This is a genomic window from Pseudomonas sp. LRF_L74 (assembly GCF_965644255.1).
Taxonomy (GTDB): domain Bacteria; phylum Pseudomonadota; class Gammaproteobacteria; order Pseudomonadales; family Pseudomonadaceae; genus Aquipseudomonas.
The window spans coordinates 733,076-760,018 of sequence record NZ_CBFFRH010000001.1 but is presented as its reverse complement, the minus strand read 5'-3'; the positions used below and the strand labels follow the sequence as shown (position 1 = coordinate 760,018).

Here is a 26,943-nt window from a genome sequence, read left to right as displayed (position 1 = left end):
ACGTGGAATCTACTCACATCGGTTTCCCTCCTGAGACCATGGCGGTGTTCGTCGGCATCGCCGTCGGCGCGCTGCTGCTGGATATGGTCACTCACCGCAAGGATCAACCGATCACCCTGATCGGCGCGTCGCTCTGGTCGGTGTTCTGGGTCGCCATTTCCCTGGCATTCGCCGGCTTCCTCTACATCCACCACGGCGCCGAGGCGGCCAGCCTGTTCGTCACCGGCTATGCGCTGGAGAAAGTCCTGAGCGTCGACAACCTGTTCGTGTTCATGGCCATCTTCGCCTGGTTCAAGGTACCGGACGGCCTGCGCCATCGCGTGCTGTACTGGGGCATCATCGGCGCCATCGTGTTCCGTGGCATCTTCGTCGCCATCGGCACCGGCCTGCTGGCCTTCGGCCCGTGGGTCGAGATCGTCTTCGCCCTGATCGTCGCCTGGACCGCGGTGATGATGCTCAGGAGCGGTGACGATGACGACGAGGAAGAAGACTACTCGCAGCACATCGCCTATCGCTTCGCCAAGAAGCTGTTCCCGGTCTGGCCGAAGCTGTACGGCCACAACTTCTTCGTCGGCCGCAAGAAACTGGAAAAGGAAGTGCTGAAGCCGGAAAACCAGGGCATCACCCTGGCCGCCAAGGGCGCGATCTTCGCCACTCCGCTGTTCCTCTGCCTGGTGGTGATGGAAGTCTCCGACGTGCTGTTCGCCTTCGACTCCGTGCCGGCGGTGATCGCGGTCAGCCGCGAGCCGCTGATCGTCTACTCGGCGATGCTGTTCGCGATCCTCGGCCTGCGTACCCTGTACTTCGTCCTCGAAGCCCTCAAGCGCTACCTGGTGCACCTGGAGAAAGCGGTCATCGTGCTGCTGTTCTTCATCGCCGGCAAACTGGGCCTGAACGCCACCGACCACCTGTTCCACCACGGCATCAGCATCGAGCCGAACACCAGCCTGCTCATCGTCCTGGCCGTACTGGCGGTCGGCATCCTGGCCAGCGTGATCTTCCCCGAAAAAGAAGAGTCCGCGAGCGAAACCAAGTAATCAGTAGCAATCACAAGGAGCTGTTCTCATGGCACTGACTCTGCAAAAAGGCGGCAACCTGTCCCTCTCCAAGACAGACCCGAGCCTGACCAAGATCCTCATCGGCCTGGGCTGGGACCCGCGCGCGACCGACGGTACCGAGTTCGACCTCGACGCCAGCGCCTTCCTCCTGGGTGCCACCGGCAAGGTTCGCAGCGAAGCCGATTTCATCTTCTACAACCAGCTGCGCAGCGCCGACGGCTCCGTCGAGCACACCGGCGACAACCGCACCGGTGCCGGCGACGGCGACGACGAAGTGATCAAGGTCGACCTCAGCCGCGTGCCGGCCGACGTGGACAAGATCGCCTTCACCGTGACCATCCACGACGCCGAAGCGCGCAAGCAGAACTTCGGCCAGGTGAGCAACTCGTTCATCCGCATCGTCAACGAAGTGAGCGGCGCCGAAGTCGTACGCTACGACCTGGCGGAAGACGCCTCGGTCGAAACCGCGATGATCTTCGCCGAGCTGTACCGCAACAACGGCGAGTGGAAATTCCGCGCCGTCGGCCAGGGCTATGCCGGAGGCCTGCGTGCGCTGGCCAACGGTTATGGCCTGAACTTCTAAGAACGATCTGAAACAGTCGTCATTCCCGCGAAGGCGGGAATCCAGAGAACTGGGCTCCCGTCTTCGCGGGAGCGACGATCCATGGCTTTTTCAGGGCTTCCCCAAGCCCCTCATCTGAAGGAATCGAATCATGGCTGTAAGTCTGTCCAAAGGCGGTAACGTTTCCCTGTCCAAAGAAGCACCGGGCCTGAGCGAAGTCATCGTCGGCCTGGGCTGGGACCCACGCGTTACCGACGGCACCGAGTTCGACCTCGACGCCTCGGTGTTCATCACCGGTGAAAGCGGCAAGGTCCTGACCGACGCCAGCTTCATCTTCTACAACAACAAGAAATCCGCCGACGGTTCGGTCGAACACCAGGGCGACAACCGCTCGGGTCAGGGCGACGGCGACGACGAGCAGGTCGTGGTCAAGCTCACCGGCCTGGCCGCTGACGTGAAGAAACTGGTGTTCGCCGTGACCATCCACGACGCCGACGCGCGCAAGCAGTCGTTCGGCCAGGTGTCGAACGCCTACATCCGCGTGGTGAACAAGGCCGACGGCAAGGAAATCGCCCGCTACGACCTGTCCGAAGACGCCTCCACCGAGACCGCGATGATCTTCGGCGAACTGTACCGTCACGGCGACGAGTTCAAGTTCAAGGCCATCGGCCAAGGCTTCGCTGGCGGCCTCAAGCCGTTGGCTGAAGCCCATGGCGTGAGCATCGGCTGAGCCTTCGGCTGGCGTTCGAACAACAGGCCCTTCGGGGCCTGTTGTCGTTTCAGGGGCTGTAAAGACGATAGGAGCGCTGGAGGCTGGACGACAGCAGCACCGCAGCCTATGTCAATCAGTTGACCGGCGGATGGGGCAGGCTAGGGTCGGCAGCGATGAGGCAATAGCGGGCGTTTCGGTATACCGTCATTCCCGCGAAGGCGGGACAGCGACTCCATCGCTGAACAGCGCTTGCGCGGGCCCGAAGGGGAATACGCTTTTTGGGTTCCCGCCTTCGCGGGAATGACGGCTATGTGCACCAATCATTGATCGCTCCCACGTCGAGGCGTCCACGTGGGAACGATCATCCACGTACGCACTACCCAATGATCCCCTTCGCCGTCGCCTCCTTGATCCAGCTCGGAAACTCCTCCATCAACTGGTCGTAGAGCTGCTCTTCGCTGATCTGGTGCAGGTCGTCGAGGGCGAAGAAGTTGCAGTTGTCCACAACCCGGCCGCCCATGTCGTCGAGCTTCTCGAGGATGCCGTAGCCACGCCCGCCGATCCCCACGAACTGCCAGAAGATCGGCAGCTTGGCCGCGTCGGTCATCAGCTTGGTGATCTTGCGGTTCTCATGCACGCCGCCATCGCTGATGAACATCACGTACACCGGCGTGCGATCCGCCGAGCGCTGGTAGTGTTCGATGACCTTTTCCATCACCCGCGGCTCGTCGTTGATCCGGCTGCCCACGTCCCAGTCGCGCCAGCCGTAATGGTCGGTATTGATGAAGTCCTTGTGGTTGGCCAGGGTGATTTCCGAGAGTTTCTGCGGCTTGGCGCCGAACGCCCAGCAGTCGATGGAGCCGTCGTCGTCGAAGTGCACGGCCAGCGGCAGCAGGCGGTTGACCACTTCCTGCACCCGGCCCTTGCTGTACTGCGCGTGCATCGAGCCGGACGCATCGAGGACCAGTGCCACCCGCGCCTTCACATGGGTGAGCTTGGCCTTTTCCAGGCTGATCTGCGCCTTCTTCGCCAGGCTGACCAGATGGGGCGCGGCAGCGGCGACTTTCTTCTCCAGGGAAATACTCGCCTGCACCGGGGCAGGTGCAGGCGCGGCCGGCTCGTCGGCGACTTCGCCACCGAAATGCCGCACCAGCGCGCCCAGGCCTTCATTGAAGCCCTGCAGGTTGGACGCCAGGCGCCACTGGCCATCCTTGCGATAGAGATCGGCGAGCATGATCGCCTTCTCGCCGGCGAAGGTCGCGCCGCTGAACGGGCAGGTGGCGACCACCTGGCCGGCTTCGCTGCTGATGCTGAAGGCGCTGGCCTGGATATCGCGCATCGCGCCGTTGCCGTCGATGGCTGCGGTGAACACCAGGCGCTCGATGGAGGCCGGCAGGCTGGCCAGGTTCAGGGCGAAATCACCAGCCCCCTGCAACTTCACCCCGGCACAGGGGCTGCTGGGTTGGTTGAAGAACACCATGTAGCGGTCGTCCGACAGTTTGCCCTGGGCATCCAGGCCGAAACAGGCGAAGTCGATGACCAGCGGCGACTGGATCTGCACCGAAAAGCCCAGGCTTTGCCCCTGGAGCAGATTCGACAACGGCATCCGTTGTCCTTGGCTGATTTGCATGAATACCTCCTTGATTGTTCGAGCATGCGCCAGGCGCGAGGTCGGATAGTACTGCGCTTTGCCGCGCCTGGGCGCGACCTGACGCACTTGCTGACAGTTCAGCCGGCAACAGCCCCTGAGGACAAGCACGCTGCCGCGACGCTATGCTTCGAGGCACGAAGGAATGGAGCGCCAGGCGGATGAACCAAGACGCGATCGATGTATTCCCTTACCTGCAACTGATGCACGAGCGCGGCGGCTCGGACCTGTTCCTCAGCGTCGGCGCGCCGCCGCACATGAAGGTCGAGGGGCACAGCCAGATCATCGGCGAACGGCTGCTGAAGGCCGGAGAGGTCAAGATCATGGCCTACCAGTTGATGACCCAGAAGCAGGCCGCCGAATTCGAGCGCGACCTGGAGATGAACCTGGCGGTCAGCCTGCAGAACGCCGGGCGCTACCGGGTCAACGTCTACTACCAGCGTGGCGAAGTGACGATGGTGGTGCGCCTGATCAAGCACCAGATCCCGGACTTCGCCAGCCTCGGCCTGCCCAAGCTGATGGAGAAACTGGCGCTGCAGGATCGCGGCCTGATCCTGGTCACCGGCGCCGCCGGCTCGGGCAAGTCGACCACCCTGGCGGCGATGCTCGACTTCCGCAATCGCCATCGCGGCGGCCACATCGTCTGCATCGAAGACCCCATCGAATTCCTCCACCGGCACCAGCGCTCGATCATCGACCAACGCGAAGTCGGCCTGGATACCCACAGCTTCGCCGACGCCCTGCGCAACGTGCTGCGCGAGGCGCCGGACGTGATCATGCTCGGCGAAATCCGCGACGCCGAGACCATGCAGCACGCCCTGCACTATGCGGAAACCGGCCACCTGTGCCTGGCCACCCTGCACGCCACCAGCAGCAGCCACGCCATCGAGCGCATCGTGCGCTTCTTCCCCGACGAGGCGCGCAAGCAGGTGCTGGCCGATGTCGCCCACAACCTGCTGGCGGTGATCGGCCAGCGCCTGGTGCCGGGCATCGCCCAGAAGCGCGTGGCCGCCATCGAGCTGATGCTCGGCACGTCGTACATCCGCGACCTGATCCAGCGCGACCAGCTCGACGACTTGCGCGAGGCCACCGCGCGCGCCCTCGAACAGGGCCTGCAGACTTTCGACCAGCACCTCTACGCGCTGCACGAAGCCGGCCGCATCAGCCTGGCCGAAGCGCTCAAGCACGCCGACTCGCGCACCGACCTGAGCCTCAAGGTCAAGCTCGAACGCGGCTTCTCTTCGGAGGATGCCGAGCTGAAAGTGCTGCGCGATGGCTGATCGGTCGAACCATGCCGGACGGACGGGTTCTGATGGAGATTCCGCTCTCGCCATAGACCCCGCCAGGCGTACTCCTCGTCGCGGGCGACCGGAGACGTAACCTTGCCAGGAGGCCAATAAGAAATGCTGACACTGCTCAACCTGCTTTCCGCCATCGCCCTGCTGGTGTGGGGCACCCACGTCGTACGCACCGGCATCCTGCGCGTGTATGGCTCGCAGCTGCGCCACGTGCTCAGCCACAACATGCAAAACCGCTTCATGGCCTTCGGCGCCGGCATCGGCGTCACCGCGCTGGTGCAAAGCAGCAACGCCACCGCCCTGCTCGCCACCTCGTTCGTCGCCCAGGGGCTGATGGCCTTGCCGCCGGCCCTGGCGATCATGCTGGGGGCCGATGTCGGCACCGCTTTGATGGCACGGGTGCTGACCCTCGATCTGTCCTGGCTGTCGCCGCTGCTGATCTTTCTCGGCGTGCTGCTGTTCCTCTCGCGCAAGCAGAGCCGCGTCGGCCAGGTCGGCCGGGTCGCCATCGGCCTCGGGTTGATCATCCTGGCGCTGCAACTGATCGTCGAGGCGACGCATCCGATCATGCAGTCCAAGGGCATCGACGTCTTGTTCGGCTCGCTCACCGGCGACCTGATGCTCGACGCCCTGCTCGGCGCGCTGTTCGCCATGATCACCTATTCCAGCCTGGCCGCCGTGCTGCTCACCGCGACCCTGGCCGGCGCCGACGTGATCAGCCTGTCGGTGGCCATCGGCCTGGTCATCGGCGCCAATATCGGCAGCGGCATCCTGGCCCTGATCAACAGCAGCATGCAGTCCGCCGCCGGCCGCCGTGTGGCCCTGGGCAGCCTGCTGTACAAGCTGATCGGCCTGCTGCTGATCGCGCCGGTCATCACGCCGCTGGTGCACTGGATGGATAGCGTGAAGATGAACCCGGCGAACCTGGTGATCAGCTTCCATGTCGGCTACAACATCCTGCGCTGCCTGCTGATGCTGCCGACGCTGGGCATCATGTCGCGCCTGTGCACCTTCCTGTTGCCGGAACGCCAGCGCGACGATGGCGTGGCCACGCCGCGTCACCTGGACAAGACCGCCCTGGATACCCCCAGCCTGGCGCTGGCCAACGCCGTGCGCGAAACCCTGCGCATCGGCGACCTGATCGAACAGATGCTGACGCACCAGCTCGACGTGCTGCGCACCGGCTCAGTGGAAGCCGTGCAGCAGATACACAAGCTCGATGACGATGTCGATGCCCTGCACAACGCGGTCAAGCTGTACCTGGCGCGCATGCCGCGCGACGACCTCGGCGCCCAGGACAACCGGCGCTGGGCGGAAATCATCGAACTGGCGGTCAACCTGGAACATGCCGGCGACCTGATCGAACAGATGGTCGGCAAACTGCACAACCGCAAGCGCCCACGCCAGCACGCGTTTTCCGACAATGGCCTGAACGAACTCAGCGAGCTGCATGGCCAACTGCAGGCCAACCTGCGCCTGGGCCTCAACGTGTTCCTCAGCGGCGACCGCTCCAGTGCCAAGCGCCTGATCCGCGAAAAACGCGAGTTCCGCCGCCGTGAACGCGACCTGGCCCACGCCCATGTCGAGCGCCTGACCCAACAGGTGACCCAGAGCATCGAGACCAGCTCCCTGCACCTTGAGCTGATCGCCGACATGAAGCGCCTCAACTCGCTGTTCTGCAGCAGCGCCTATGCGGTGCTGGAAAACGAGGACACCGGCGCCCTGGCCGCCAGTGAGGCAGAGGTCGAGGCGCAAATCCAGGCAATGCCCGTCGGTCAGCCAGAAGAGCAGCAACGGCACTCGGGTTGATTTGGATCAAGGGATGATGGCCACCAAATAGCCATCATCCTGTTTTTCGCTCCCGGGGCTCCCGATGCGTGCTTCCACCACTGCTCCACGGGTGCTTTGCAACGACCCGCAATTGGCCCTGACCCTGCGCGGCCTGCTGCCCATCGGCGAGGTGCTGTGCCGCCCGGCTGATTGCAGCCAGGCACCGCTATGCCGCTGGCTGAAGGACGCTCCACTGGGCATTCACGGTCGCTTGCAAAGCGCGTTGGTCGACACCCTGGAAACCCTCGAACGCACCCGCCACGCCTTTCGTTCACGGGAACTGGGGGAGCTACGGCGGCGCCTGGAGCAGTTGCTGGAAGAATTGCCACGCTCGGTCGAATAAGGTAGAAAACCGCCTTCAGTTCCGCCCCGGAATCCGTTCTTGGGCGGGAACGGCTTTGCCGGGCAGGACTCAAGGGCCTGCAAGACGAAGCGCCACGGCGGCGCACTCCATCCGAGTGCGCCGCCGTGGCGCTTTTTTTGTGCCCGCGCTTTTACGGCTTGTTGAGGTTTTCTTCAGCATTTCGAGGGCGGCAGTTTTGAGGCAGGAGTGGACATTCGCACAATGACCACTGTTGCGCGGTGTGTAGTCGTCATTCCCGCGCAGGCGGGAATCCAGAAGACTCAACGCATTTGGATTCCCGCCTGCGCGGGAATGACGGAGCGGCTCTTGCTCGAAACAGCCGCTCAAACTGAAACACCAAAAGCCCCTAAGTAGCCGCGAAGCAGGCAGGGAGAAACCATGGGATCAGTCGAAGCACTGCAGGAACTGATGCGCCGCATAGGCCTGGATCACGTCGAGGTCGCCGAGCGCCTGCGCCTGCTCGACTGGCAACGCAGCGATGAACAACGCCTCAAGCACACCGCGGCCGACATGGAACACGCCCAGCAGACGTTCGTCGACAACCTCTACCGGCATCTGCGCAACTTTCCCGGCCCGGCGCGCCTGTTCCAGGACGAAACCGTGCTCGCTCGCCTCAAGAGCAGCCAGGTCGACTATTACCGGCGCCTGTGGCATGGCCCCTACGATGACGACTACGTGCGCAGCCGCCTGCGCATCGGCCTGATCCACCAGCAATTGGGTGTCGAGCTGAAATGGTACCTGGGCGCCTATCGCCAATACCTCGACGAGATGCTCGCCGAACTGTTCGCGGACCATCCGCAGGCGGCCTGCTACGCCAGCCTGTTGAAAATGGTGTTCTTCGACATGACCCTGGCCCTCGACACTTACGCCGCCTCCCAACGCAAGGCCCTGGAAGACAGCGAGGCACGCTTCGCCCGCGCCCTGCGTGGCGCCAACGACGGCATCTGGGACTGGCACCTCGGCCATGATCGCCTGTATGTATCGACACGCTGGACGGACATGCTCGGCATCAGCCGCGATGCCCTAGGCGAAAGCAGCGCGGGCTGGTTCAACCGGGTGCATCCCGAGGACCGCCCCGGCCTGCGCCAGGCCATCGATGCCCATCTGCGCGGCGATAGCCCGTTCCTCCACCACGAATACCGGATCCGCCGTGGCAACGGCGACTACCTGTGGGTGCTCGCCCGTGGCGTGGCCGAGGCAGATGGCGATGGCCAACGACGGATCGCCGGCTCGCAGACCGACATCAGCTCCGGCAAGGAAGTCGAACAGCAGTTGCAGCACGCCGCGCGTCACGACCCACTGACCGGACTGGCCAATCGCCTGCGCCTGGAAGAGGTGCTGCAACAGACCCAGCAACGCCTGCGCAAGGTATCCGCGCGCCAGGCCTCGGTGCTGTTCATCGACCTCGATCGCTTCAAACTGATCAACGACAGCCTTGGCCATCAGTATGGCGATGAGGTGCTGGTGGAGGTCAGCCGGCGCCTCAGCCATTGCCTGCGCCCGGGCGATCACCTGTTCCGCTTCGGCGGCGACGAATTCGTCGTGCTGCTGGTCGACCTCGCCGACAGCGCCGATGCCGAGCAGGTCGCCCAGCGCATGCTCGACAGCCTGCACCCGCCATTGCATGTGGAAGACCAGACACTGGTAGTCAGCGCCAGCATCGGTATCGCCCCGCTACAGGCCAGCGAACCGTCCCAGGACGCGCTGCAGGCCGCCGATCTCGCCTTGTACCGCGCCAAGCAGGCCGGCAAGGCGCAATTCGCCCTCTACAGCGACGAGCTACAGGCCAGCGCCCGCCACCAACTGGAGTTGGAAAGCGCGCTGGGCATGGCGCTGGAGCTGGGCGAGTTCGTCGTCCACTACCAGCCAATCTGCCAACTGGACGAGCACACGCCCCGGCTCATCGGCGTCGAGGCACTCCTGCGCTGGCAGCATGACGGCCAATTGATCGCGCCCGGCGAATTCATCCCTTCGCTGGAAGAGTCCGGGCAGATCGTGCGGGTCGGCGACTGGGTACTGGAACAGGCTTGCCGGCAGACACGCGCCTGGCAAATGGCCGGTCAACAGGACCTGCGGTGCTCGGTCAACCTGTCCGGGCGCCAATTGCAGCAGGAAGACTTCGTCGCGCGCCTGACCGCCATCCTCGAACGCAGCGGCCTGCCGGCCGCCAACCTGGTGCTGGAAATCACCGAGACGCAGTTGATGGAAGACAGCGCCAGCACCCTGATCGGCCTGCGCGAACTGGCCAGCCTCGGCGTGCGCCTGGCCCTGGACGACTTCGGGACCGGCTATTCATCGCTGGGCTATCTCAAGCGCTTCCCGTTGCACATCCTCAAGGTCGACAAGAGTTTCATCGGCAGCACGCCTCGGGACAGCGACCTGAGCGTGATCAGCCGGGCGATCATCGGCCTGGGCCGCAGCCTCGGCCTGGAAGTGGTGGCCGAGGGTGTCGAGCGCAACGAACACCTGGACTTCCTGCGCCTAGAGGGGTGCCGCCTGGCGCAGGGCTATTGGTTCAGCAAGCCGCGTCCAGCCGATGAGCTGCAACGGTTGTTCGATGGGGAAGAATGCTACGAGGGGTTGTGGTGCCGATTGGGCGCGTGAAGCAAGCGCGACATTGATACTCCGGCTTCTGGCGTTCAGCTTCCCGCTGATGAACCCCTCCCGCCCCGGGCAGTCCCATGCGATGATGCGCCCCCCGCGAAGCCTTACTGCCGAATCATGCCCAGCCTGTTATTGCGCCTGATCGATCTGCTCAAACGTTACCCCGGCCTGATTGCCCTGTTCGGCTTCTGTTCCGGCGTGGCCAGCTTCCTGCTGGTCGACCGCCAGGCGCGGGTCGGCAGCGCCATGGCCATTCTCATGCTGCTGAGCTGGACCTGGCTGCTGCTCGAAGGGCTGCTGACACGCAGTGCCGCACGCTGGCTGGGCATGGAAGTGCCGCCAGTGGTGCTGCGCTACCTGACCCAGTTGATCCACCAGGAAAGCCTGTTCTTCGTGGTGCCGTTCTTCTTCGTCACCACCGCCTGGAACAGCGGCCAGGCGCTGTTCACCGGGCTGCTCGGCGGCGGCGCGCTGGTGGCGATCATCGACCCGCTCTACTACAAATGGCTGGCCGCGCGGCGCTGGCTGTACCTGGCCTATCACACCCTGACCCTGTTCGCCGTACTGCTCGCCGCCCTGCCGCTGATCGTCCACCTGACCACCTACGACAGCTATCGCCTGGCCCTGGGCATCGCCCTGCTGCTGTCGTTCCCCAGCCTGGCCAGCACCCTGAATCTGCGCCAATGGTGGCATTGGCTGATGCTCTGCGGCCTGGTGCTGTTGATCGGCCTGACCGGCTGGCTGGCGCAACGCTGGATTCCGCCAGCGACCCTGTGGCTGACCGAAGTGGCGGTGACCGAGCAGTTCGATAACCAGAACCGCGCGCCTGGCGAGAGCATCGAGCAGATCACCTTAGCCCAGCTGCGCAGCCAGGGTCTTTACGCCTACACGGCAATCAATGCGCCACGCGGGCTCAACGAGCGGATCTTCCATGTCTGGCAGCGCAACGGCGTGGAAATGGACCGCATCGCCCTGGATATCCACGGCGGCCGCGAAGCCGGCTACCGCGCCTGGAGCCACAAGCAAGTGTTCCCGATCGACTCCAGCGGCGACTGGCAGGTGCAGGTATTGACCGAAGGTGGCCAGCAGATCGGCGTGCTGCGTTTCGAGGTCACCCCGTAGGCCGCTGGCCAGCCTGCGCCACATGCGGCAAGCTGGCCACCCTCGACCGACAAGGACGCCCCATGCGCACGTCATTGTTTCTGCTGCTCAGCCTGCTCCTGCTCAATGGCTGCTCGCTGAGCGACAAGCCGACGGCCAAGGAAAAGGCACTGATGGTGACCAGCGCCGATATCGAGCGCCAGTATTCGATCAAGAGCCAGGGCCGCTTCAGCCGGCTCACCAACTATTTCTCCCGCTCCATCGAATTCGACTACACCGCGAACGGCAAGAACTTCTTCCTCAATAGCCGGGTGGCGGCGTTTCGTAATACCGGCGAGGCGCTGTTCAACACCAAGGCACAGGCCTCGGGCGCGCTGATCGGCCTGAAGATGAGCGACCACGAATTCACCCGCCGTGCGCTCGAATTACAGGGCGAATACGGTGAAGGCGCCAGCCTGGAACTGCTGCTCAGCGACGACAAGCCGGTCGGCAACCTGTTCCACGCCACGCTGGGTCGCAAATCGGTGTTCCTGGTCATCTCCGGCCTGTACTTCGAAGATGCCGATGACTTCGAAGACTTCATCGAGCCACAGATTACCGCAGTCGAAGCCTACGACCCGCCCAACCCGCTCACGGGGTGGTTCGGTGAGCAGGAGGAAGAGTAGGTTTCGACGTGAGCGGCAGGATAGAGGCAGGAGCAGACGCTCGGAATGATTTGCCGTCACTCCCGCGAAGGCGGGAGTCCAAATAAAAAAGCGCTTCTGGGTTCCCGCCTTCGCGGGAATGACGGCTAAACACACCGCGTAATAATGGTCACCGCACGAACGTCCGCTCTTGCCTCTTTCTAGTCACTCCAACGCCGCGGCCGGGCCGAAGAACTCGTGATGGCTCTGGCTTTCCGGCACGCCCAGTTCGCGCAGGTTGCGCTTGATCGCGGCCATGAAGGGTTTCGGGCCGAGGAAGTAGGCATCGACATCGCGGTCCGCCGGTAACCACTTGGCCAGCAGGTCGCGACTCAGCAGGCCGCTGGCATCGCCCCCCTCGCCGTCGCTGTAGCAGACCAGGCTGCGCACCTGTGGATAAGTCGCCACCAGCTCCTCCACCCGCTTGGCGAAGGCACGCACGCTGGCATTGCGGGCGCAGTGAATGAAGTGGATCGGCCGCCCGCTGTCCACCGCGCTTTCCAGCATGGCCAACAGCGGAGTGATACCGACACCCGCACTGATCAGCACCAGCGGGCGCTTGGAGACACGCAGGGTGAAATCGCCCGCCGGGGCGAACAGCTCGATCTGGTCGCCGACCTGGACATGCTCATGCAGGTGGTTGGATACCCGACCGTTCGGCTCGCGCTTGACGCTGATGCGGTATTCGCGACCGTTGGCCTGGGTCGACAGCGAATAGTTGCGGCGCACTTCCTCGCCGTCGAGGTCCAGGCGCATACCGATGTACTGGCCTGGTGCGTAATCGACGATCTCGCCGCCATCGACCGGCTGGAAGTAGAAGGAGGTGATCTCCTCGCTCTCCACCTCCTTGCGCACCACCCGGAACGGCCGGCCACCGCGCCAGCCACCGGGAGCGCGCTCATTGGCGGCGTAAACCTCTTCCTCGGCGCCGATCAGCAGGCTGGCGAGCTGGCCGTAGGCCGCGCCCCAGGCATCGATGATTTCATCGGTGGCGATTTCCGCGCCGAGCACCTCGCGGATCGCCCGCAGCAGGCAGCCACCGACGATGGGGTAATGCTCCGGCAGGATCTGCAACGCCACGTGTTTGTTGACGATGCGCGAAACCAGCGGGCCGAGGTTGCCGAGCTGGTCGATGTGCTTGGCATACATCAGCACGCCGTTGGCCAGGGCGCGAGGCTGGTCGCCGCTGGCCTGGTGGGCCTGGTTGAACAGCGGCCGTACTTGCGGGTATTCGGCCAGCATCATCCGGTAGAAATGAGTGGTCAGCGCCTCGCCACCGCTCTCGAGGAGGGGCACGGTGGCTTTGATCAGGGCGGTCTGTTGGGCGGTGAGCATGGCGAACTCCTGGTTGCACGCGGAAGGTTTGCGTGTAACGAGTCAGGATTCATGCCATTAAAATATTACTTATTTATCAATATCTTATTTATTAAAGTGTCTAAATGACACGCCAGATAGCCGTGTCATTCAGACTGCATGATGTCTTTATGACTCAGCCGAAGAACCAGTAGCACACCGCGATGGCAGCGATCACCCCAGCCAGGTCGGCGAACAAGGCGCAGCCCACCGCATGCCGAGCCCGCTGGATGCCCACCGCGCCGAAGTACACGGCCAGCACGTAGAAGGTCGTCTCCGTACTGCCCTGGATGGTCGCCGCCACCAGCGCCGGGAAACTGTCCACGCCATGCGTCTGCATGGTCTCGATCAGCATGGCGCGGGCGGCACTGCCGGAAAACGGTTTGACCAATGCGGTTGGCAGCGCCTCGACGAAGCGCGTGTCCCAACCGGCCCATTCGACCAGATGACGGATGCCGTCCAGGCCGAACTCCAGCGCCCCCGAGGCACGTAGCACACCGACCGCGCAGAGCATCGCCACCAGATACGGCAGCAGGCTCTTGGCCACGTCGAAGCCCTCGCGGGCGCCCTCGACGAACATCTCGTAGACCGGCACTTTGCGCAGCCAGCCAACCAGCAGGAACAGCAGGATCAGGCCGAACAGCACCAGATTGCCGAGCAGCGATGACAAGGCCGACAGCGCCGTGGCGCTCAAGGTCGCCAGCAGCGCCATGAAGGCGCCGAGGGCCAATGCGCCGGGAACCAGGTAGGCCAGCACCACCGGGTCCCACAAGCGCAGGCGCTGCATCAGGGCGACGCTGAACAGGCCGGCGATGGTCGAGGCGCTGGTGGCCAGCAGGATCGGCAGAAAGATCAGCGTGGGGTCGGCGGCACCCTGCTGGGCGCGGTACATGAAGATCGAAACCGGCAGCAGGGTCAACGACGAGGCGTTGAGCACCAGGAACAGAATCTGCGCGTTGCTCGCCGTGGTAGCGCTCGGGTTGAGTGCCTGCAGCGCCTTCATCGCCTTGAGGCCGATGGGCGTGGCGGCATTGTCCAGGCCCAGGCCGTTGGCCGCGAAGTTGAGGGTGATGAAACCCAGCGCCGGATGGCCGCGCGGCACCTCCGGCATCAGCCTGGCGAACAGCGGCCCGAGGGCACGACCGAGCAGGTCGACCAGCCCGGCTTTCTCGGCGATACGCAGGAAACCCAGCCACAGGGTCAGGGTGCCGAACAGCAAGACCATGACCTCGACCGACAGCTTGGCCATGGCGAACAGGCTTTCCACCATCGCCGCCCACACCGCCGGGTCGCCGCCGATCCAGCGCACCAGGGCCGCCACTGCCGCTATCGCGAAAAATCCCAGCCACAGGCCGTTGAGCATCGAGCGTCCTCCATCAAGAAGCGGGGATTTTAAGCTGCAAGCTCAAGTACGCAAGGGAAGATGGAGCGACAGAAACGAAGCCGTGGAGGCCTGCTCAGGTGCTTTGAACTGATTGATGGGCTCACCGCAGGGGCATCGATTGTTCGCCCCTGCGGTGGTCCTTCCCGACCCGGCCCATTGCTGGAGGCACTCCCTGTACCCCTAGGTCGCACCGCCTGCGTCTGCGCAGTGCATCCCGGCCCCCTGGTCGCAAACCCGTCGTGGTCATGGAGATCGTCCATGTAGCCAACGGGTTGGTTCATCGGTCGATGCGCGCACCGACCTGAAACTGTTCATGCAGGATCGTTCGTACCTGCCCGTTCGACCCGCCGCTTGAAGACAAGACGACTCGGCGCTTCGATCCCTGAACGTTTTTTCCAGAACCCGATAGACCGGTTTCGCGGCGGACAGTTCGCCCTTGCAACATCCGCTATCGGTATCACGCCGCTGCGTGCGGCCGCCCTGCCGAGCGGCAGCCAGCAGCGTGCCCATCGTCACGGTCTCGGGCGACGGCCCATGATGAAGGAGACGATGAACATCACCAGAAATACAACGAACAGGATTTTGGCAATGCCGGTGGCAGTACCTGCGATACCACCGAAGCCCAGTACCGCGGCGATGATGGCGATGATCAGGAATGTAATGGCCCAACTCAACATGGCGTTTCTCCTCGATTTATTGGGGTTTTGCGGTGTATCACTTGAAAGTCCTGGCAGGCGTCGCGCGCAGCGGCTCCATGTCACTGAAATCGTGGCTTTCCTGGAGGGCCAGGCCGACCAGCACGGCGCTGGCGAACATGCCGGAGAGGACGAGGATCAGTACGGCAACACCCAGGGCGACAATCCACATGGTTTCTCTCCTCTGCTCAGAAAACCCAGCGCTCCTGGCGCGGTTGTTCGTTCCAGGCCTGAATATCGCCGCTACGTTCGCTGGCCGGCAGGCTGTCGGTCTGGCTCAGGTGCATCACCTGCGGAGTCGAGGGCGCCATCTGCACGATTGGCAGGCGTTCTTCACGCAGTTGACCTGCCAGGGCCAAGGCCAGCGCCGCTGTGGCGAGCACGCTATTGCCCAGCAAAACGAAACTCAGTTGGCGGCTGTTCATCCCTAGTTCCTCTCTTTTCGTGGTATCGCTGGTTGTCTCCAGCGTCACCCGAGAATGTTGTCGATACCTTGGGATTGCAGCTCGCATGCCAGACCACAATCAAAATAAATTCCTTTTAAATCAAAAACTTAAAAAACATTTTCGAACAAACCAGTTGCAACTTGCACGATCCCTGTTTTTCCGTCGTGCGTTTTGCACGACCAGGAACCTCCCTGCGCCCGGCGCTCGCTCAACGCATCGAGTGCTTGAGGTCACGCATAAAAACGCGGGCTATCCAGACTGTGTGAAAACGTAGCGAGCGAAGGTCAGGCAAGGGCTAGGCGCCCCCGCAAAACGGCGAAAAAGCGCAGTTTACGAGCTGTAAATGAGCATTTTGACTGGGCTGGCATTCCAGCTGTTTTTTAACGCCGCATGGCCGAGCGCAGTAGTTTTCACACAGTCTGTATCACGGGTGATTTCGATCAGCTCATCGAGTTGGGCGCTCTTGCCGCTCATGGCGCATCGCCTTCGGTGGATCGCCGGCAAGTGCGGGCCTGGCGGGGCCCGCGGCCTGAATCAACTGATGGCACGCAGGGCGTTGGCCTCGACAGCGCGCACGCCGCGGATGTTGCTGGCGATTTCGATGGCCAGTTGGCGCTCGGCCTCGCTGAGCACGCTGCCGCTGAGGCGAACCAGGCCGTCACGGGTCTCGACGACGATGCCCTGGGCATCCAGGTTGCGGCTGTAGATGAAGCTGGACCGTACCTTGCTGGTGATCCAGCCATCGCTGATCTCGGCCTCCTCGTCACGACTGGCGTTTTGCACCTGTACACGGGTGCTATCGGCAACGCTGACACTCAGGTAGTTGTTCACCCGGCGCACGCCATCGGTGTTCTCGGCGACCTTGCCGGCCAACTCCTTGGTCACCGGGTCATGGGCATCGCCATTGAGCGTGACCACGCCATCGCGGCTCTTGACCTCGGCCTCGAGCCGCTGGGTGCCGGTATTCCAGGCCAACTGCGATTTTACCGTGGCGCTCAGGGTGGCGTCATCGAAACGCTGGGCCAGCGCTGGCTTCTCGCTGTGGGGCGGTTGCACCGACGGGTCGACTTGCAGGCGGTTATCCACACGGCTCACCCCTTCCACGCCCGAAGCGATCTGCCCGGCCAAGTCCTTCTCCACCGGGTTTTCCACGCGGCCCTCCAGGCGTGCGTGCCCTTGCTCGACCGTTGCGCTCAGGGCATAGGGACTCAGGTGCCGGTTGAGGGTGAACGCCGTATCGATCGCGCCCTCACGGCGCGCGTCATCGAGGACGGAATCCGCAGCCAGGGCGGGAACCAGGTTGCTCAGGCCGGCAGCGACGAGAGCGAAGGACAGGGCCTTGATCGGGGACATGAAAATTTCTCCGTGCACTTTACGCGACGCGCAGGTCCAAACGTCGCCAGGGGGACTTTCGCAAGCTGCATGCCAGATTAAATTTCTTTTAAAATCAGATAGTTGATTTGAAATAAAGCGGCTAATGGCATGCAGACTGCAAGATCACCCTAGACTGATCGTGCAACTTGCACGAAATTCCCCGGACTAACCTGCATGAACATCCTGGAGCACCCCGATGGAAGCCACTGGACGCATTCTCCTGGTCGACGACGAAGCCGCGATCCTGCGTACGTTTCGTTATTGCCTGGAGGACGAGGGCTATCAGGTCAGCACCGCGACCAGCGCGGCGCAGGCCGAAACCCTGCTGCTGCGCCAGGTCTTCGATCTGTGCTTCCTGGACCTGCGCCTGGGCGAGGACAACGGCCTTGACGTGCTGGCGCAGATGCGCGTGCAGGCACCCTGGATGCGGGTGGTGATCGTCACCGCGCACTCGGCGGTGGATACCGCGGTGGATGCGATCCAGAACGGCGCCGCCGACTACCTGGTCAAGCCGTGCAGCCCGGACCAACTGCGCCTGGCAGCCGCCAAGCAGTTGGAAGTCCGCCACCTGGCCGCACGCCTGGAAGCGCTGGAAGGCGAGGTGCGCAAGCCCAAGGAAGGCCTCGACTCGCACAGCCCGGCGATGATGGCGGTGCTGGAAACCGCGCGGCAGGTGGCGGTCACCGATGCCAACATCCTCATCCTCGGCGAGTCCGGCACCGGCAAGGGCGAGCTGGCGCGCGCCATCCACGGCTGGAGCCAGCGTGCGCGCAAGGCCTGCGTCACCATCAACTGCCCGTCGCTGACCGCCGACCTGATGGAAAGCGAGCTGTTCGGCCACAGCCGCGGCGCTTTCACCGGCGCCAGCGAAAGCACCCTGGGGCGGGTCAACCAGGCCGATGGCGGCACGCTGTTTCTCGACGAGATCGGCGACTTTCCCCTCACGTTGCAGCCGAAACTCCTGCGTTTCATCCAGGACAAGGAATACGAGCGGGTCGGCGACCCGGTCACCCGCCAAGCCGACGTACGCATCCTCGCCGCGACCAACCTCAACCTCGAAGAAATGGTCCGCGCGGGGCACTTCCGCGAAGACCTGCTGTACCGCCTCAACGTCATCACCCTGACCCTGCCGCCGCTGCGCGAGCGCGGCGAAGACATCCTGACCCTGGCCGAGCGTTTCCTCGCTCGCTTCGTCAAGGATTACGGGCGTCCGGCACGCGCCTTCAGCGACGAGGCGCGCACCGCGCTGATCGATTACAGCTGGCCCGGCAACATCCGCGAACTGCGCAACGTGATCGAGCGGGCCAGCATCATCTGCGCCGAGGAGCGCGTACAGATCAGCCACCTGGGGCTCAACAGCAGCACAGCGACACAAGCCGCGAGTGCCCCGCGGGTCGGCGCCGAGCTGAGCTTGGAGCAACTGGAGAGGGCCCACATCGCCGCCGTGCTGGCCAGCAGCGAAACCCTCGACCAGGCCGCGCGCATCCTCGGCATCGACGCCTCGACCCTGTACCGCAAGCGCAAGCAATTCGGCCTATGAAGCTGCGCACCCGCCTGTTCATCAGCAGCAGCGCGCTGATCACCGTGGCCCTGGCCGGGCTGCTGTTGAGCATGTTCAGCGTGCTGCAATTGACGGGCTCGCAAAACCAGGCGATGACCCGCAACCTGACGATCATCGACGCCAGCCTGGGCATGCGACAGGAATTGGGCAAACAGGTGATCCTGCTGCTGGCCAAGGATTACGACGCCGCTGCCATGGGCCAGGCCGACCGGGAATTCCGCGCCTGGCTACGGCGTGCCGACCAGGAAGCCGGCAATGATGCCGACCGCAAGGCGCTGAAAGACATCGGCGAGGCCTACACACGCTACGACGGCATGATGAACGACGCCCAGGCGCTGCGCAGCGAACTGCTGAGGAACGACGCCTTCGGCCATGCCCTGGAAACCGTGCGCGAGCGGATCAATACCGTGCAATTGCGCTACGTCAACGCGGTCCAGGAGAACCAGGACAACCTCCGCGACCGCGCCTGGCTGGTCGCCTGGCTGCTCGGCGTGATCGGCCTGGCGGTGTTGATCATCGGCTACCTCACCGCCAACAGCATCGCCCAGCGCATCGGCCGGCCCATCGAGGCCCTGGCCCTGGCGGCGGACAAGATCGGCAAGGGCGATTTCAAGGTCACCCTGCCGATCTCGCCCGTCGCCGAACTGGCCGCCCTGAGTCGCCGCTTCGGCCTGATGGCCGAAGCCATGCGCCAGTTCCAGGACAGCAACGTCGATGCCGTGCTGGCCGAGCAAAAGCGCCTGCAGGCGGTGCTGGACAGCATCGATGACGGCCTGCTGGTGTTCGACCGGCGCGGCATGCTGCTGCACTTCAACCCGGTGGCGCAGCGCCAGTTGGGCTGGCAGGAAGGCCATTCGGTGGAAAGCCTGGGTCGCGCCATGCAGCGGCCGGAACTGGACGAACAACTGCAGCACGTCCTGAGCGGCAGCAACCTGCACAAGACGCCCGAGGACCTGCAGGTCGAGTCACGCCTGCTCAGCTACAGCCTGACGCCGGTCAGCCACGACCAGGGCCGCATCCTGGGCGCAGTCATGGTGCTGCACGATGTCACCGAACAACGCGCCTTCGAGCGTGTGCGCAACGAGTTCGTCCTGCGTGCGTCCCACGAGTTGCGCACCCCCGTCACCGGCATGCACATGGCCTTCGCCCTGCTCCAGGAGCGCCTGCGCTTCCCGGTAGAATCCCGTGAGGGCGACCTGCTGCGTACTGTCGACGAAGAAATGCGGCGCCTGGTGCGCCTGATCAACGACCTGCTGAACTTCTCGCGCTACCAGAGCGGCCAGCAGAAACTCGAGCAACTGCCCTGCGCCATCGAGGACATCCTGCAACGTGCCCGCGAGCGTTTCGCAGAGCCTGCCAGCCGCCACGAAGTGGCACTGGAACTGGACATCCAGGCGCCCCTGCCACGCCTCAATCTCGACCGTCAGCAGATCGATCTGGTGCTCGACAACCTGATCGACAACGCGCTGCGCCATTGCCATCCCGGCGGCCAGATCCGCCTGCTGGCCAGGCGCCAGGACGAGCGGGTCATCGTCAGCATCGAGGACGATGGCGAGGGCATCGCCTACGGCCAGCAGGCACGGATCTTCGAGCCCTTCGTCCAGGTCGGGCGCAAGAAGGGCGGCGCCGGGCTCGGCCTGGCGCTGTGCAAGGAGATCGTGCAGTTGCATGGCGGCCGCATCGGCGTGAACTCACGTCCGGGCCAGGGCACGCAGTTCTATCTGTCGCTGCCGTATTGAAAACCGGGTGGGGTCGCCGCGTCAGCCGCCGTTGAGTACCAACAGGATCGCCGCGCTTTGCGCATCGGGCTGGCCACTGTAGTCGGCCTGGCGGTATTTCATCTGGAAGGCCGCCAGGACCTGGCGGGTCTGCTCGTCGAGCACTCCACTCTTCGGCGTCGGGTAGCCCAGGCGCGCCAGTTGCTCCTGGAACCACGCAATCGACGGCAGCGCGCTGTCGAATATCGCCTGCTGGCGAGCCACCGCAGTGGCGTCCGGCCAGCGGATCAGCCCTTCATCGGCCAGGCGCTTCCAGGGGAACAGCGGACCCGGATCGACCTTGCGTCCCGGCGCGATGTCGCTGTGGCCGATGATGCTGTCGACCGGCAGGTTATGGCGCCGCACCAGGTCCTTGAGCAGCGTGACCAGCGCCTCGATCTGCTGCGGGCTGTAGGGCTGCCAGTAGCGCTGGCCGTTGGGCATGTCGAAATAGCCCTGGTTGACCAGTTCGATGCCAATGGTGCTGGCGTTGAGCCAGGTACGCCCCTGCCACTCGCTCTCACCGGCATGCCAGGCCCGGCGGTTCTCGTCGACCAGGCGGTAGATGGTCGCCGGCCTGTCGCCGATCAGGTAGTGGGCGCTGACCTCGCCCTGGGTGAGCAACGCGAGCGAGTGCTGCAGGTCGGTGGAGGTGTAGTGCACGACAATGTACTGAACCCGGCTGTTCTGGCTGCGCGAGACATGGCTGTCGTCGATCTTCAGGCCATGGCTGCAGGCGCTCAGCGCGAGGATGAGGAAGAGCGGGAGAATTCTCATGGGACGATATGCAGAATGCTTTGCAGGTTATCCAGCAGCATGTCGACGCTGAGCATGATCAGCAACATGCCGGTGAGGCGTTCGATGGCGGTCAGCCCGCGTGGGCCGAGGACCTTCTGCAGCCAGGCGGCCTGCATGAGGATCAGCGCGGTGCCCAGCCAGGCCAGGAACACCGCCAGGTAGAGCTGCCAAAGCTCGCCCTGATGAGTGTTGCGCAAGGTCATCAGTACTGCCAGCGACGAAGGGCCCGCCACCGCCGGGGTGGCCAGCGGCACCAGCATCGGCTCGCCATCCGGCACGTCGCCGAGCAGGCCCTGGGGCGACGGAAAGATCAGGCGCATGGCAATCACGAACAAGATGATGCCGCCCGCGATGGCGGTCGCCTCGCGTGACAGGCCCAGGCCGCTGAGGATCTTGTCGCCGAAGCTGAGAAACAGCATCAGCAGGCCGAGGGCGAACAGCAATTCCCGAGCGATCACACGCGTGCGCCGATGCGCGGGCACATGCTTCAGGGCGGCGAGGTAGATGGCGATGTTGCCGAACGGGTCGGTGACCAGAAAGACCAGCACGGCGATGCCGAAGATATCCATGAAGCCTGTCGATCCCTTCGAAATTGGCTAGTTTAACGGCTCGATCGCCTGCCGTCTGTCACACATCCGTTCGGCTCTGGACGAAACGGACCCGGGCAAACCATGATATGTCACAGGATTATGCCAATCAGGACACGTTTCTCTACGCCGGTCGCCCGTTGGTAGGACACCACGGCACCAAAGGCAGTTGGTCCGAGTCTCAACACTGAATCCTCATCTCAACGCTTATGAATGGAAGCATTGCCATGCGTCGTCTTTTGCTCTGGTTCAAGCAGGACCTTCGCCTCGACGATCACCCGGCGGTCAGCGCCGCGGTGGACGCCGACGAAGTCCTGCCGCTGTTCGTATTCGATCCGACGCAACTCGCGGTAGGCGCCCTGGGCAGTCGGAAACTGGGCGTGCACCGCACCCGCTTCCTCCTCGAAAGCCTGGCCGCCCTGGATGGCGAGCTGCATCAACGGGGTTCGGGCCTGCTGGTGGTGTTCGGCCGTGCCGAAGAGGTGGTTCCACTACTGGTCGAGCGCTTCGCCTTGCAGGAAGTACTTACCCTGGAGGAAATCGCCCCCGACGAACGCCAGCAGATGGCTGCATTACGTGGCGCCCTCGGCCATGTGCCGTTGCGCGAACTGGCCGGCAACCACATGCTGCGCCCGGACGAACTGCCCTGCTCCCTGGAAGAACTGCCGCAGGTCTATACCCAGTTCCGCGAACTGGTCGAGCAGCGCGTCCCGGTGTTCCAGCCGGTCTCCGCCCCCACGCGCATGCCCAGCCTGCCGAGCGGATCGCAGGAGCTGTTCACAGCGCTGCCCAGCTTGTCGCAACTTGGCCTGGGCGAGCCCGTTGGCGTGGCCAACAGCGCGTTCCCCTTTTCCGGCGGCGAAACGGCGGCGCAGGCCAGGCTGCGCGACTACATCTGGCGGAGCCAGGCGGTACGCCAGTACAAAGACACACGCAATGGCCTGATCGGCAGCGAATACTCATCGAAGTTCTCGCCCTGGCTGGCCAATGGCTGCCTGTCGCCGCGCCGCGTCGCGGCCGAATTGCGTCGTCACGAAAGCATGTATGGGCGCAACGACTCGACCCACGGGCTGTGGCTGGAAATGCTCTGGCGCGACTTCTTCCGCTGGACCCTGGTACGCCATGGCAGCGCCCTGTTCCGGGCCGGCGGCCTGAAAGCCACCGAGCGCGCGCCCGACACCGTGGACCAGCGCTTCGAACAATGGACCCAAGGCCGTACTGGCATGCCCCTGATCGACGCCAACATGCGCGAGCTGGCGGCAACCGGCTACATGTCCAACCGCGGCCGGCAGATCGTCGCCAGTTACCTGGTGCATGACCTGCGCCAGGACTGGCGCCACGGCGCGGCCTGGTTCGAAGAGCATCTGCTGGACTATGACCCGGCCAGCAATTGGGGCAACTGGGCCTATCTGGCCGGCATTGGCAGCGACCCTCGCCACCAGCAGGTATTCAACACCTTGCGCCAGGCCCGCCAGTACGATCCGGACGGCAGCTACGTCAGCCTCTGGCTGCCCGAGCTGCGCAGCGTGGCACCGCAACTGCGCCATACCCCCTTCCTGTTGCCGCACCTGCAGCTCGACGCCATGGGCTACCCGCGCCTGCAGGAGATTCCGGAAACCTGGAAGCCGTACCTGCCAAGCGCAGCGTGACCCTAGCCCACCTCGACCCGATTTCGTCCCCCGCCCTTGGCCTTGTACAACGCCTGGTCGGCACGTTCGAAAACCTGATCGGGCGACTCGTCCTTGCCGAACTCGGCAAGGCCGGCGGAGACAGTGATCGTTACCGGCTCGCCCTTGAAATGGAACGGACAGCTCTCGATGGCTTCGCGCAGGTTCTCCAGCAACTGCGAACCGCCATCCAGCGGGGTCGAAGGGATCAGCAGGACGAACTCCTCGCCGCCGAAGCGCGCCATGAAATCGGTCTTGCGCAGGCGCTTGTTCAACTCCCCCGCGATGATCTTCAGCACTTTGTCGCCGGCCAGGTGGCCATAGCCGTCGTTGATGCGCTTGAAGTGATCGACATCCAGCACCGCCAGCAGCAATTCGCCGCCGTAGCGTTGCAGGCGAGCGACTTCCAGTTCCAGCCGCTCGATCCAGCCAGCGCGGTTGGGCAGGCCGGTCAGGGGATCAATCAGGGCCTTCTGCCGCTGCTCCTCGATATGGTCGCGGAAGCCTTGAGCCTCGTGCTCCATCTGCGCCACGCGCTCGACCAGCTGTTGCAGACGCTCGGCCACCTCGCCCTCGCGACTGTCGCGCTGGCGCTGGTGATCGGTCACCGTGGAAAGCAGGCCATCCAGGCGTATTTCCAGCGCCTGCTTGAGCGATTCCAGGTCACTCGCCTCCTGCACGCTGGCCTGCAAGCCGCTGACCTGTTCGCGCAGTTCCTTGTTGAAGGAACGTGCGCTCTCGATGCTCTCGTTGTAGCCCACATGGGTACTGTTAAGGGTATCGAGGAACGCCACCAGGCGTTCGTTGAGCTGCTTGAGATAGACCGCGAACTCACGCTGGCCGCCATCGGTGACCGCCAGCACCAGCACGGCGAGGTCGTCCAGCACCGGCACCAGCTCGTACCAGTTCAGGCCGCCGTCGATACGTTGCCGCAGGGATTCACCTTGGGGCTGATGTCGGCTCGGCAGCTCCAGCTCCTTGAGCAAGCCCAGCAGGCTTTGCGCGATATGCGGCGCCACGGCGCTGTAGCCGGGCTCGGGCAATGGCGGCAAGGCATAGGACGGATCGCCCCCGCCGGTGAGAATGCGCGCGTCCAGCGGCAGGCTATCCAGGGCAGACGGCGTGCCAGGTAACAGGCGCTCACGGCGTAGCGGTTCGACCACGCTCGGCAAGGCTTGGGCGGGCGCTACCAGCGAGGCAGCGGCACCGGCCAGGGCGGCTTGTTCGGACTGCCGGGCCTGTGCCACTGGCGGTGATGCGGGCGTCTCGGCCGCCACGGCGGCGGCCTGTGGCGCAGTGTCTTCTGTCGGCGCCACGCCGTCATCACGGCCGCCGAACAAGCGCTGCAACAGACCCGGACGAGCCGCCTGGTCGCTACCCAGCACGGCCAGGGCATTTTGCTGAAGGTTGCTGAGCTCGGCGAGCAACACCGGAATCTCGCGCGACTGGCCGGCACGTTCGTCGATGCGCTTGGCGAACTGCTTGAGCGGCTTGCGGACTTCGCGCGGGATGTCCAAGGCGAGCAACTGCTGGGTCAGGCCGGTCAGGCCAGCGATATTCTGCTCGACACGCTGCTGACGGCGTTGCTCGGAATCGAGCACGGCCTTTTCCAGGCGCGGGATGAGAGCCGACAGTGGCCCGTCCATCTGGTCGCCACGGATGATCTCGCGCAGTTCCTGCATGCACTGGTCGACCGACTTGTCGCTGCCTTCGGCGGCCAGCGAAGTGCGCACCAGGCCACGGCGCAACAGGTCGAGCCGATTGTCCCAGCGGGCCTCGAGCTTCTCCTGTTCTTCCAGGCTTTCCAGGTACTTGGTTTTCCAGCGCTGGGAGTCGTCGCTCATGAGTGCGGTCCAGTGACGAGAGTTTTTGAGGATTCCAGGGTGCCGCCCGCCTGATGGCCAGGCAGACGGATGTCCACCGCCACCGGCAGATGATCGGAAATCGGCTGACTCAGCACCTCGACCCGCTCCAGGCTCAAGCCCGGGCTGATCAGAATGTGATCGAGGCAACGCTGCGGCCGCCAACTGGGAAAAGTCGCCTCGACCTGTGGCGCCAGCAGGCCCAGGTCACGCAGGGGCGAATGCTGCAGCAGATCGACGGCGTGGGTATTCATGTCGCCCATCAGTACCTGATGACGATAACCACTGAGCAACTCGCGGATGTACGCAAGCTGGCGCGCCCGCACGCGTGCCCCCAGCGCCAGGTGCATGACCACCACGGCCAGGGCATCGGAGCCTTCGCCGAAGCGCATCAGGATGGCCCCGCGCCCAGGCGGGCCAGGCAGCGGATGGTCTTCCAACTGGGTGGGGTGCAGGCGGGTCAGCACACCATTGCTGTGCTGGGCCAGGCGCCCGAGGTTGCGGTTGAGCTGCTGGTACCAGTAGGGAAAACCGCCGAGTTCGGCGAGGTGCTCCACCTGGTTGACATAGCCGGAGCGCAGGCTGCCGCCATCGACCTCCTGCAAGGCCACCAGATCATAATCGGTGAGCAGCGCGCCGATGCGCTGCAGATTGCTGGCACGCCCGGTGTGGGGCAACAGGTGCTGCCAACTGCGCGTCAGGTAATGGTGATAGCGCTGGGTGCTGATGCCCACCTGGATGTTGAAGCTCAACAAGCGCAACAGGCCATCGGCGGGCAGGCCGCTGGAGTCCGGACAATGGCTGCTCGCCTGCGGCTTGCACAGGCTCGCTAGGCGTCCGGAACTCCAACGACGCAGCATGCTGGCTTACTCAGTGAGCAGCCGCGCGCTCTTTGGCGACCAGTTGGTCGACCGCTTGCAGCAGTTGCTGCTCGCCACCGGCGGAGTGGACATCCAGGCGGTATTTGCCGTTGACGATGATGGTCGGCACACCGGTGATCTGATAGGCCTTGGCCAACTGGCGGGCCTTGGTCATCTGGCCTTTCACCGCGAAGGAGTTGTAGGTGCTCAGGAAACTGTCGCGATCGATGCCGTGGCCAGCCAGGAAGTCAGCCATTTCCTCGGGCTCCAGCAGTTTCTTGCCTTCCTTGTGGATGGCGTTGAATACCGCCTCACGCACTTTCGGCTCGACCTTCATCAGGTCCAGGGTGATATAGAGCTGGCCATGGATATCCCACTGGCGGCCGAACAGGGCCGGCACACGGACGAAGTTGACATCATCCGGCAGCTTGGCGACCCAGGCGTTGAGGGTTGGCTCCAGATCGAAGCAGTGCGGGCAGCCGTACCAGAACAACTCGACCACCTCGATCTTGCCGGGTTGGGCGACCGGAACCGGGTTCTCCAGCTCGACGTACTGCTTGCCAGCCTCGATATCCGCAGCCTGGACTTGCAGGCCGAAGAGGCTGGCGACGGCGAGAGCAGCACTGAAAATCAGATTACGCATGCATGACTCCTTGACGAATGGAACCGCACCGGGCGGGTCGATTTCGACCCGGGCCCAGGGGGCGGGTTCCTGCATTGTAGCGGGGCACACCCTAAA

At 64.0% G+C, this 26,943-nt stretch carries 25 protein-coding genes; 12 read left to right on the top strand and 13 right to left on the bottom strand.

What is annotated here, in order from left to right; all coding sequences use genetic code 11:
• Positions 1–2: 2 nt before the first annotated feature.
• From ACSZPK_RS03540 to ACSZPK_RS03530, 3 genes are all read left to right on the top strand, one after another.
• Positions 3–1,037: a TerC/Alx family metal homeostasis membrane protein gene (locus tag ACSZPK_RS03540; protein ID WP_437880000.1), complete on the top strand. Its 1,035-nt coding sequence runs from the start codon at positions 3–5 to the stop codon at positions 1,035–1,037.
• A gap of 28 nt (positions 1,038–1,065) precedes the next feature.
• On the top strand, positions 1,066–1,641 hold the full coding sequence (locus ACSZPK_RS03535) for a TerD family protein (protein ID WP_437879999.1): 576 nt from the start codon (positions 1,066–1,068) through the stop codon (positions 1,639–1,641).
• Positions 1,642–1,771: 130 nt separating this feature from the next.
• The gene (locus tag ACSZPK_RS03530; protein ID WP_437879998.1) at positions 1,772–2,350 is read left to right on the top strand and encodes a TerD family protein; all 579 of its coding nucleotides are present in this window, start codon (positions 1,772–1,774) and stop codon (positions 2,348–2,350) included.
• 358 nt (positions 2,351–2,708) lie between these two features.
• Here ACSZPK_RS03530 and ACSZPK_RS03525 read toward each other — a convergent pair whose 3' ends face one another.
• Positions 2,709–3,962: a VWA domain-containing protein gene (locus ACSZPK_RS03525; RefSeq protein WP_437879997.1), complete on the bottom strand. Its 1,254-nt coding sequence runs from the start codon at positions 3,960–3,962 to the stop codon at positions 2,709–2,711.
• Positions 3,963–4,141: 179 nt separating this feature from the next.
• On the opposite strand from ACSZPK_RS03525, the gene ACSZPK_RS03520 reads away from it, so the two are divergent.
• From ACSZPK_RS03520 to ACSZPK_RS03495, 6 genes are all read left to right on the top strand, one after another.
• Positions 4,142–5,260, top strand: a complete 1,119-nt coding sequence (locus ACSZPK_RS03520; RefSeq protein ID WP_437879996.1) for a PilT/PilU family type 4a pilus ATPase — start codon at positions 4,142–4,144, stop codon at positions 5,258–5,260.
• A gap of 123 nt (positions 5,261–5,383) precedes the next feature.
• The gene (locus tag ACSZPK_RS03515; RefSeq protein ID WP_437879995.1) at positions 5,384–7,087 is read left to right on the top strand and encodes a Na/Pi cotransporter family protein; all 1,704 of its coding nucleotides are present in this window, start codon (positions 5,384–5,386) and stop codon (positions 7,085–7,087) included.
• Between the two features lie 64 nt (positions 7,088–7,151).
• Positions 7,152–7,451, top strand: a complete 300-nt coding sequence (locus ACSZPK_RS03510; RefSeq protein ID WP_437879994.1) for a hypothetical protein — start codon at positions 7,152–7,154, stop codon at positions 7,449–7,451.
• A gap of 399 nt (positions 7,452–7,850) precedes the next feature.
• Positions 7,851–10,076, top strand: a complete 2,226-nt coding sequence (locus ACSZPK_RS03505) for a putative bifunctional diguanylate cyclase/phosphodiesterase (RefSeq protein WP_437879993.1) — start codon at positions 7,851–7,853, stop codon at positions 10,074–10,076.
• 117 nt (positions 10,077–10,193) lie between these two features.
• Complete coding sequence (locus ACSZPK_RS03500) at positions 10,194–11,198, top strand: DUF5924 family protein (protein ID WP_437879992.1); 1,005 nt, start codon at positions 10,194–10,196, stop codon at positions 11,196–11,198.
• Positions 11,199–11,260: 62 nt separating this feature from the next.
• Positions 11,261–11,842, top strand: coding sequence for a hypothetical protein (locus tag ACSZPK_RS03495; RefSeq protein WP_437879991.1), 582 nt, complete (start codon positions 11,261–11,263; stop codon positions 11,840–11,842).
• Positions 11,843–12,025: 183 nt separating this feature from the next.
• Here ACSZPK_RS03495 and hmpA read toward each other — a convergent pair whose 3' ends face one another.
• The 7 genes from hmpA to ACSZPK_RS03460 form a co-directional block, all read right to left on the bottom strand.
• Positions 12,026–13,195 (bottom strand): NO-inducible flavohemoprotein, encoded by a 1,170-nt coding sequence (gene hmpA / locus ACSZPK_RS03490; RefSeq protein ID WP_437879990.1) that lies wholly within the window; start codon positions 13,193–13,195, stop codon positions 12,026–12,028.
• Between the two features lie 154 nt (positions 13,196–13,349).
• On the bottom strand, positions 13,350–14,576 hold the full coding sequence (locus ACSZPK_RS03485; protein ID WP_437879989.1) for a nucleoside recognition domain-containing protein: 1,227 nt from the start codon (positions 14,574–14,576) through the stop codon (positions 13,350–13,352).
• A 533-nt stretch (positions 14,577–15,109) separates the two neighbouring features.
• Positions 15,110–15,274: a DUF1328 domain-containing protein gene (locus ACSZPK_RS03480; RefSeq protein WP_437879988.1), complete on the bottom strand. Its 165-nt coding sequence runs from the start codon at positions 15,272–15,274 to the stop codon at positions 15,110–15,112.
• 37 nt (positions 15,275–15,311) lie between these two features.
• The gene (locus ACSZPK_RS03475) at positions 15,312–15,464 is read right to left on the bottom strand and encodes a hypothetical protein (RefSeq protein ID WP_437879987.1); all 153 of its coding nucleotides are present in this window, start codon (positions 15,462–15,464) and stop codon (positions 15,312–15,314) included.
• Between the two features lie 16 nt (positions 15,465–15,480).
• Positions 15,481–15,717: a hypothetical protein gene (locus ACSZPK_RS03470; protein WP_437879986.1), complete on the bottom strand. Its 237-nt coding sequence runs from the start codon at positions 15,715–15,717 to the stop codon at positions 15,481–15,483.
• A 351-nt stretch (positions 15,718–16,068) separates the two neighbouring features.
• A complete protein-coding gene (locus ACSZPK_RS03465; protein WP_437879985.1) occupies positions 16,069–16,212 on the bottom strand; it encodes a hypothetical protein in 144 nt (47 codons plus the stop codon).
• 60 nt (positions 16,213–16,272) lie between these two features.
• Entirely contained in the window at positions 16,273–17,091 is an 819-nt protein-coding gene (locus ACSZPK_RS03460) for a BON domain-containing protein (protein WP_437879984.1), read from the bottom strand.
• A 217-nt stretch (positions 17,092–17,308) separates the two neighbouring features.
• Between ACSZPK_RS03460 and algB the strand changes: the two genes are divergently transcribed.
• Positions 17,309–18,652, top strand: coding sequence for a sigma-54-dependent response regulator transcription factor AlgB (algB, locus tag ACSZPK_RS03455; RefSeq protein ID WP_437879983.1), 1,344 nt, complete (start codon positions 17,309–17,311; stop codon positions 18,650–18,652).
• Complete coding sequence (locus tag ACSZPK_RS03450; protein WP_437879982.1) at positions 18,649–20,412, top strand: ATP-binding protein; 1,764 nt, start codon at positions 18,649–18,651, stop codon at positions 20,410–20,412. Before algB ends, ACSZPK_RS03450 begins: the two co-directional genes overlap by 4 nt.
• 21 nt (positions 20,413–20,433) lie before the next feature.
• Here the strand turns inward: ACSZPK_RS03450 and ACSZPK_RS03445 are convergent, their stop codons facing one another.
• Positions 20,434–21,207: an N-acetylmuramoyl-L-alanine amidase gene (locus ACSZPK_RS03445; protein WP_437879981.1), complete on the bottom strand. Its 774-nt coding sequence runs from the start codon at positions 21,205–21,207 to the stop codon at positions 20,434–20,436.
• Positions 21,204–21,797: a MarC family protein gene (locus ACSZPK_RS03440; protein WP_437879980.1), complete on the bottom strand. Its 594-nt coding sequence runs from the start codon at positions 21,795–21,797 to the stop codon at positions 21,204–21,206. The genes ACSZPK_RS03445 and ACSZPK_RS03440 overlap by 4 nt, the downstream gene beginning before the upstream one ends.
• Positions 21,798–22,042: 245 nt before the next feature.
• On the opposite strand from ACSZPK_RS03440, the gene ACSZPK_RS03435 reads away from it, so the two are divergent.
• Positions 22,043–23,464, top strand: a complete 1,422-nt coding sequence (locus ACSZPK_RS03435) for a DASH family cryptochrome (protein ID WP_437879979.1) — start codon at positions 22,043–22,045, stop codon at positions 23,462–23,464.
• 2 nt (positions 23,465–23,466) lie between these two features.
• Here the strand turns inward: ACSZPK_RS03435 and ACSZPK_RS03430 are convergent, their stop codons facing one another.
• Genes ACSZPK_RS03430 through ACSZPK_RS03420 form a run of 3 tightly spaced genes read right to left on the bottom strand, consistent with a single transcriptional unit; the run spans position 23,467 to position 26,847 of the window.
• Complete coding sequence (locus ACSZPK_RS03430) at positions 23,467–25,326, bottom strand: GGDEF domain-containing protein (RefSeq protein ID WP_437879978.1); 1,860 nt, start codon at positions 25,324–25,326, stop codon at positions 23,467–23,469.
• Positions 25,323–26,204 (bottom strand): endonuclease/exonuclease/phosphatase family protein, encoded by an 882-nt coding sequence (locus tag ACSZPK_RS03425; RefSeq protein ID WP_437879977.1) that lies wholly within the window; start codon positions 26,202–26,204, stop codon positions 25,323–25,325. Before ACSZPK_RS03425 ends, ACSZPK_RS03430 begins: the two co-directional genes overlap by 4 nt.
• 10 nt (positions 26,205–26,214) lie before the next feature.
• The gene (locus ACSZPK_RS03420) at positions 26,215–26,847 is read right to left on the bottom strand and encodes a thiol:disulfide interchange protein DsbA/DsbL (protein ID WP_437879976.1); all 633 of its coding nucleotides are present in this window, start codon (positions 26,845–26,847) and stop codon (positions 26,215–26,217) included.
• Positions 26,848–26,943: the final 96 nt, after the last annotated feature.